The organism is Alcaligenes sp. EGD-AK7 (assembly GCF_000465875.3).
Lineage (GTDB): Bacteria > Pseudomonadota > Gammaproteobacteria > Burkholderiales > Burkholderiaceae_B > Alcaligenes > Alcaligenes phenolicus.
The window spans coordinates 41,396-49,388 of the sequence record NZ_AVOG02000007.1; the positions used below are offsets into that span (position 1 = coordinate 41,396).

A 7,993-nucleotide genomic window follows, 5' to 3' on the forward strand; every position below is an offset into this window, starting at 1 on the left:
AGCCCCAATAGTTCTACTTATAAAAAATGGCCTCCTTAGCGGAGGCCATTTTTATTTAGCAGTGCTGCATCCGCTGGGATTCAGCGGACAGGAATCAGCCTTGCTCGTGGTACTGACGCACGCGCTCGACTTCATTGCGCGAACCCAGAATCACGCCAATGCGCTGGTGCAGCTCGGTAGGTTGCACGTCCAGAATACGCTGTGTACCGTCAATCGACATGCCACCGGCCTGCTCGACCAGGAAGCTCATGGGGTTGGCTTCGTACATCAAACGCAGCTTGCCCTTGCGACCGGAGGCACGGGCATCGCGCGGGTACATGAAGATACCGCCACGGGTCAGGATGCGGTGTACATCGGCCACCATGGAGGCGATCCAGCGCATATTGTAGTTTTTGCCCAGTGGGCCGTCCGGGCCAGCCAGGCAGTCGTCGATATAGCGTTTTACCGGGGCTTCCCAGTGACGCATATTGGACATATTGATGGCGAACTCAGAGGTGTCCTCGGGGATGGTGATGCGCTCGGTGGTCAGCACCCAGGAGCCCATTTCCTTGTCCAGAGTGAAGGCGGCGACGCCGTCACCGACAGTCAGGACCAGCATGGTTTGCGGGCCGTAAATGGCATAGCCGGCGGCAACCTGACGCACGCCGGGTTGCAGGAAGTCTTGCTCTTCGATGACGCGATCACGTGCTTCAGGTGGGACGCTCAGGACCGAGAAGATCGTGCCGATGGACACGTTCACGTCAATATTGGACGAGCCATCCAGCGGATCGAACAAGAGCAGGTTTTCGCCCTTGGGGTAGTAATCGGGAATGCGGTGCAGGGTATCCATTTCCTCGGAGGCCATGGCCGCCAGGTTACCGCCCCATTCATTGGCTTCCAGCAGGATTTCGTTGGACAGCACATCCAGCTTTTTCTGAACTTCGCCCTGGACATTCTCGGAGTCCAGAGAACCCAGAACGCCGCCCAGCGCTCCTTTGCTGACGGCATGGCCAATGGCCTTGCATGCGCGAGCCACTGTTTCCAGCAGCAGGCGCACGTCGGCGGTGACCGTTTTCTTCTGGCGCTGTTGCTCCACCAGATACTGAGTAAGGTTTTTCTTCAAGACAGACTCCGAGGTCAAAGAGTTAATGCTTTATGTACGATTTCGGCCACATTGCCCGACAGGCCAGGTTCGGCCTGAATACGCTCCAGCGCTGCCTTGAGCAGGTCGCGGGCTTCGGGTTCAAAGCGGGCCCAGTTATCAAACACACGGGCCAGACGGGCAGAGATTTCCGGGTTGAGCTTGTCCAGGGCAATGACTTGCTCAGCCCAGAAGGCATAGCCTTCCGGCGTGTGTACAGCCTGCATATTATTCATGCAGAACTGGAAAATCAGAGAGCGGGCGCGGTTGGGATTGCGCATCGAGAAAGCGGGATGCAGCATCAGGGCGCGCACCTGGGCAACTTGCGTGCTGGGGGCGGTGGCCTGCAAGCTGAACCAGCGGTCCAGCACCAGAGGATTGTCCTGCCAGCGCTGGAAAAAGTCATCCAGGCCGTCTTGACGATCCTCTGGGTCACCGTAATTCACCAGAGCGCTCAAGGCACCCATGCGATCAGTCATATTGGTGGCCTGATCGTATTGATTGCGTGCCAACTGCGGGCCGGTATTCACACCGGCAACCAGCAGGTAATTCAGGGCCAGATTGCGCAAGGAGCGCTGGCCAGCCTGCAAGGCGTCGGGGCTGTACGGGGCTTGTTCCAGGCTCAGGTACTGATACAGTTCCTGCCAGTAGGGAGTCAGGGCCAGGCCCAGCTCACGTTGCAGCTGACGACGGGCCTGAACCACGGCGCGCGGGGTCATGGGCTTGGTTTGTTCCAGCAATTCGCGCTCGCTGGGCAGGGACAGGATGCGCGCCTTGTAAGCAGGGCTCAAGGCCGGGTCCTGTACCAGCGCATGCCAGGTTTGAACCACGGTCGCCAATTGTGCGGCCGACGGTGTGCGTCCCGATGCCGAGGACAAGATCAGACGGGTCGCTAGCAGTTGAGCCGCTTCCCAACGTGCAAATGGATCCGTGTCGTGACGGGCCAGCAAAGCCAGCTCGGAATCCGGACGGTAGTAGTCCACCCGCACAGGCGCAGAGAAATTGCGCAACAAGGATAGGACGGGCGCCTCAGGAATCTGCGTGAAGGTCCAGCTTTGTTCGGCTTGCGTGAAATCCAGTACCAGCGTATCGCCTTGCTGACCATCCAGGTGCAGGGTCAGTGGTGCGCCTTGCTGATCCAGCATGCCCAAGGCAAAGGGGATGTGCAAAGGTGGCTTGGGTGTGGATTTGTTTTCGATCCCGGCGGGCGCATTGCTTTGACGCAGGGTCAGCGTGGCGGTTTGGGTGGCAGGGTCGTGCTGCAGGCTGACCTGAACGCGTGGTGTTCCCGCTTGCTGATACCAGCGGCGGAACTGTTCCAGGCTCTGGCCGGGTTTGACCTGGCGATACACGCTGTCCATGCTGTCCACGAAATCGTCGCAAGTGACTGCTTGGCCGTCATGGCGCTTGAAGTACTCACGAATACCAGCCTGGAAGTTTTCTTCACCCAGCAAGGTGTGCTGCATGCGAATGACTTCCGCACCTTTCTCGTAAATTGTGGCGGTGTAAAAGTTGCTGATTTCCTGATAGCTCTCGGGGCGGATGGGGTGAGCCATTGGGCCGGCATCTTCAGGGAACTGGGCCGCGCGCAGGACGCTGACATCATCAATGCGTTTGACGGCGCGGGCGCTGGCGGCTTGAGCGCCGTCCAGCCCTTGAGCCAGCATGTCAGCCGAAAACTCCTGATCGCGAAAAACCGTCAGACCTTCTTTCAGGGATAGCTGGAACCAGTCGCGGCAAGTGACGCGGTTGCCGGTCCAGTTATGGAAGTACTCATGGCCAATAACTGCTTCCACGGCGTGAAAGGACGCATCGGTAGTGCTTTGTGCATCGGCCAGCACGTAGGCGGCATTAAAGATGTTCAGGCCCTTGTTTTCCATCGCGCCCATATTGAAGTCGCGAGCGGCCACAATCATGAAGCGGTCCAGATCCAGTTCCAGCCCAAAACGTTGTTCATCCCAGCGTACTGAATGTTCCAGGCATTCCATGGCCCATTCTGTTTTATCGCCGTCACCACGATCGCAATAAACCTGCAATAGGGCAGGCTGGCCATTGGCTTTTTTGATTTCGCGTTCGCGCACATCAAAGTCGCCAGCAACCAGTGCAAATAAATAAGAAGGCTTTGGAAATGGGTCTTCCCAAATGGCTTGGCTGCGTCCATCGTCCAGTGTGGTGCTTTCCAGCAAATTGCCGTTGGACAGCAGATAAGGGTAGAGCTTGGCATCGCCGCGCAGGACCACTTCATAACGGGACATCACATCAGGACGGTCCGGGAAGAAGGTAATACGACGAAAGCCCTGGGCTTCACATTGGGTAAACAGGTTCTGGCCCGAGACATACAAGCCCATCAGCATGGTGTTGTCTTGGGGGCGGCAACGGCTTACCAGCACCAGATCACATTCTGCGGTCTGGGGCGAGAGCGTCAGGCCCTGTTCATCAAGCTGGTAATCCCGTGCGGTCAGGGCGACCCCGTTTAGGCTGACTTCAAGCAGTTCAATGTCTTCGCCATCCAGTACCAGGGGGCGGATCTGGCCGTCCCGGCTGCTGGCTCGAAAAGCCAGACGAACCAAGGTTTGCTCGGCCGCCAAATCAAATTCCAGCCGTACCTTATCTATTTGATAAGGGTAGGGCTGGTAATCGTGGCGGGAGATCGTAGGTAAGGTGTCTGTGCGCATGTGATCCTGGTCCGACAATCGAAAAAGATGGTCTATTGTAATGTTGTTTGAACGCCCACACTGGACGCCGGAAACAGGCAGTAAACTAATTGTTCGTCGGCGCTACGGCGCTGTCATTAATCGGGCTTGAACGTGCAAGCGAAAAACAAGCAAGGGTGAAACTATGACGTTATTTTCTGAAGGGTTTTCCTGGCGCGCCCTACGCCTGATGAGCCTGGTATTGGCGGTTTTGACCACGGCTTGCGCTGCGCCTAGCTGGTCCGCCAAATTGACGCGTTATCAGCAATGGCCCACGGCGACCAGTGGCGATACCTATTACATCAAGTCCTCGCCGGACAAAAGCAGTAGTCTGCAATACCAGTCTTTTGCAGATTCTGTACGGGCTTCTATTGGTGTGACCGGACTGGTGCAAGCAGCGGATCTGAAGTCTGCGCGTTTTGTGGTGCAAATGGATTATGGCAATCCGCAAGAACAAACCTGGGTGCCTCAATTTGCAGATAGTTTTTATGGTCCATCGGCGTGGGGAATCGGGCGCGGCTATTATGCGCCAAATGATGGTTGGGGCGGAGGTTTCTTTTATTCTCCGAATGTAGTGAATGTTCCTGTCACTGTGTATAAAAATTATCTAAATGTAATCATTACAGATAATCAAAACTCGGGCGCAGAAGTGTATCGCGCCACCGCCGTGTCTTATAGCCATTCTGACAACCTGGACCAGCAGATGCCGTTTTTGTCCCAGGCCATATTTGATGGTTTCCCGGGTAATAATGGACAAGTGATTGATATCCGATATCCATTAGCTCGGGATTGAGTCGCCAGAATCCCGGCATTATGTAGGGGATTTATATCAATAAGAAAGGGACCGCTTTTTCAAGCGGTCCCTTTCTTTTGTTTGGTGCCCAAAACTTATTTGATAAGGAACTCTTCACGGCTGCGACCATTGGCTTCAGCATCGATAATCCAGCGTGGTGGGCGGCCACGGCCCGTCCAGGTGTCCTGGGTGCCGGGGTGGCGGTATTTGGGAGGCAGGCTGGTTTTAGGGCCGTTGGAACCAGCACCAGCACCGCGGCGGGCGGAATTTTCCAGCGCTTCAGCGACTTCTTCAATCGTGATCTCGTTATCTTGCATGGACTTGACGATAGACGCGATGACAGGACGACGCTGTTTGACTCGAAGGGATTTCATCTGCTTTTGCAGACGCAGAATCTCTTTTTCTATCTTTTGCTTCGCGGAGCTGTAAGTTTCGACTGACATATGGGATTCCTGTTTCATGATTGTAGTTATCTGATAAACCCTGCCTGTACAAGCTCGTGTTTATCATGCGAAAACAGTGTACTTTGATTTTCTTGAAAATATAAGTGGTTTGGGTAAAAAATAAACGCTTAATCAAAAAGGTGTTTGGTTTTTGTAATTATTTAAGGTCATTAGACAATTCAATGACTCTTGATTATTTAATCTAATCAGGGGTTATCATGAATTTGAATGGGTTTATATCAAAACCATATAGGTGGGTTTCTAATTAGGAGGTTTTTAAAATAGTTTTAATTCCGTATCAGAAAATGTCGTAATTGGAATTTTTGAACCTATTAGTTCAACAGGCTGATTCATGGTTCTGAAAGCCCGGAAACTGCCCGATCGGTACGTCGGCATCGCATACGGGGGCACATTCTGTTTTAATGCTCAGATGGACGGAAGCCAAGTTGATGTCAGCACGTCTTTTGGTACCCATTTTCGTCCCTTGCAGCCATGGGTTTGCCGGGGATCTGTCAGTAGGAATAAACGATGAAGTTAGTTGATCCGGCTATCAATGCCCTGGAATGCGCCCGTGGACTGTTGCTTGAGCCCTGGGGCTTGAATGAAAGCCATTTGTCCGGCGCGCTCGGTGAGATCTTCACCCATCAGGCTGACTATGCCGACTTGTATTTTCAGTACACCCGCAGCGAAGGCTGGGCGCTGGACGAAGGAATCGTCAAAAGCGGCAGCTTTTCCATTGAGCAGGGCGTGGGTGTGCGTGCATTAAGTGGCGAGAAAACCGCCTTTGCCTATTCGGATTCCCTCAGCCCCGAGGCTTTACTGTCTTCGGCCCGTGTGGTGCGCTCGATTGCCCGCCAGGGCGGTTCAGGCAAAAGCGGCATTTTGGTGCCAGCCGACACGCAGCGCCCCACCTTGTATACGGGCACAGACCCTATTGCCAGCCTGCCTGCTCCTGAGAAAGTAGCCCTGTTGGGGCGACTGGATGCCTTGGCTCGTGCAGCGGACCCGCGCGTGGTACAGGTCATGGCCAGTCTGGGTGCGGAATACGATGTCGTGCTGGTGGCCGGTAGCGATGGTCGTCTGGCCGCCGATGTACGCCCCTTGGTGCATTTGTCCTTGTCGGTCATTGTTGAACAAAATGGCCGCCGTGAACGCGGCTCGGCGGCAGGTGGTGGACGGGTTGATCTGTCCTACTTCTCCGACGATATGCTGCGCAGCTACGTGGATAAGGCCGTGCGTTCGGCCATGACGAATCTGGAAGCCAAACCCGCACCTGCCGGTCAGATGACGGTGGTTTTGGGCCCAGGTTGGCCAGGTGTCATGCTGCATGAAGCCGTGGGCCACGGTTTGGAAGGGGACTTTAACCGTCGTGGCAGCAGCCTGTTCTCGGGTCGTATTGGCCAGCGCGTGGCGTCCAAGGGCGTGACCGTCATTGACGATGGCACCCTGGAAAACCGCCGTGGCTCCTTGAATATGGATGATGAGGGCAATGCCACACAACGTACCGTCTTGATTGAAGACGGTATTTTGAAAGGCTATTTGCAAGACACCCATAATGCGCGTCTGATGGGGGCTGCCATTACGGGCAACGGTCGACGCGAGTCCTACGCCAGCCTTCCTTTGCCACGCATGACCAACACCTTTATGTTGGGTGGCGATAAAGACCCCCAGGAAATTATTGCCTCGGTTAAAAAGGGTTTATATGCCGTAGACTTCGGTGGCGGCCAGGTCGATATTACTAGCGGTAAGTTTGTTTTCTCGGCCTCGGAAGCCTGGGTGATTGAAAACGGCAAACTGATGTATCCCGTCAAAGGCGCCACTTTGATTGGTAGCGGCCCCGATGCCATGAACCAAATCAGCATGATCGGTAATGACATGCAGTTGGATTCAGGAGTGGGGACTTGCGGTAAAGAAGGTCAAAGCGTTCCGGTTGGAGTCGGTATTCCTACCGTGCGGATGGAAAATCTGACCGTAGGTGGAACCGCCTGATTTAATTTGCTGGCTAATCAAAATAGATAAAAAGAACCGCCCCCCTTAATTCAAGGTTGGGCGGTTTTTTTATGCTGTTTTTATTGCAGTGCAGCAAATAGAATTTAATTTTGATTTTTGCTCATCAGGCACAGCCGTGCCCGGATTAATGAATAGGGTTTTTCAGGTAGCACTTTTCGTTCGCCTGGGTTTGCGGACCCGGATGGCCAGCCAGCACAACAAGGCGCCCGAACACACCATGGCCGAGCCTTGCCAGAAGCTTGGCGTCAAGGGAGCCTGCAGCAAAAAAGTAGACAGGGCGGCTGACAATACTGGAATGAAGTAGGAGGCGCCGGCCAGTATGGTGACATTGCCGTGCAAAATACCCACGTTCCAGGCCGCATAGCCAAAGCCCATCGCCATGGCCGCCAGCAGCAAGTAAATCAGTGCTGGAAGGGTAAAGGTCATTGCAGGTGCCCCTTGGCCTAGATATTTCATCCACAAGACGGTGGCTGTCAGCATGAAAAACAAGGTAATGCCATTTTTGCCCTGGCCGATGCGTGCAGTCATGGTGCTGTAGCCCGCCCAGATCAGTGCGCCACTAAAGGCCAGGCCGTAGCTCAAGGGGTTGTCCTGCACATTCAGCCAGATGCTGTGCAGACTCAAACCTTGCTCACCGCCCAGAATCCAGCTGATACCCATCATGGACAAGAGCAGGCCAGGTGCGATCAGCCAGTTGGCTCTTTGCTTGTTGAACAAAATAGCGGCCACGATGGTAAAAGTGGGCCACAGATAATTAACCATCCCTACCTCAATCGCTTGTTGGCTGTTGTGGGCGTAGCCAATGGACAGAGCCAGGCACAGCTCATAGCAGACGAACAAAACGCTGCCCCAGATCAGGTAGCGGCGCGGAAAGTCGCGCAAGCGTACCCAGCTAAGCGATAAAAGAAGAAAGACAGAGGCCAGGGTGTAGATC

The 7,993-nt window shown here is 54.5% G+C and carries 6 protein-coding genes; 2 read left to right on the top strand and 4 right to left on the bottom strand.

The window, feature by feature from the left end; translation table 11 throughout:
* Nucleotides 1-94: 94 nt before the first annotated feature.
* Together N879_RS07940 and pepN are read right to left on the bottom strand one after the other, a co-directional pair.
* Nucleotides 95-1,120 (bottom strand): class 1 fructose-bisphosphatase, encoded by a 1,026-nt coding sequence (locus N879_RS07940; protein WP_009456167.1) that lies wholly within the window; start codon nucleotides 1,118-1,120, stop codon nucleotides 95-97.
* Nucleotides 1,117-3,795: an aminopeptidase N gene (gene pepN, locus N879_RS07945; RefSeq protein ID WP_009456178.1), complete on the bottom strand. Its 2,679-nt coding sequence runs from the start codon at nucleotides 3,793-3,795 to the stop codon at nucleotides 1,117-1,119. Before pepN ends, N879_RS07940 begins: the two co-directional genes overlap by 4 nt.
* A 163-nt stretch (nucleotides 3,796-3,958) precedes the next feature.
* On the opposite strand from pepN, the gene N879_RS07950 reads away from it, so the two are divergent.
* Entirely contained in the window at nucleotides 3,959-4,606 is a 648-nt protein-coding gene (locus tag N879_RS07950; RefSeq protein WP_009456180.1) for a DUF4136 domain-containing protein, read from the top strand.
* A 95-nt stretch (nucleotides 4,607-4,701) separates the two neighbouring features.
* Here the strand turns inward: N879_RS07950 and N879_RS07955 are convergent, their stop codons facing one another.
* Entirely contained in the window at nucleotides 4,702-5,049 is a 348-nt protein-coding gene (locus N879_RS07955) for an H-NS histone family protein (protein ID WP_009456182.1), read from the bottom strand.
* 528 nt (nucleotides 5,050-5,577) lie between these two features.
* Here N879_RS07955 and tldD point away from each other — a divergent pair.
* Nucleotides 5,578-7,038 carry a metalloprotease TldD gene (gene tldD, locus N879_RS07960; RefSeq protein WP_009456184.1) on the top strand — a complete coding sequence of 487 codons (1,461 nt, stop codon included), beginning with the start codon at nucleotides 5,578-5,580 and terminating at the stop codon, nucleotides 7,036-7,038.
* 162 nt (nucleotides 7,039-7,200) lie between these two features.
* Here the strand turns inward: tldD and yddG are convergent.
* A partial coding sequence (yddG, locus tag N879_RS07965) for an aromatic amino acid DMT transporter YddG (RefSeq protein ID WP_022983312.1) occupies nucleotides 7,201-7,993 on the bottom strand: 793 nt, incomplete at its 5' end.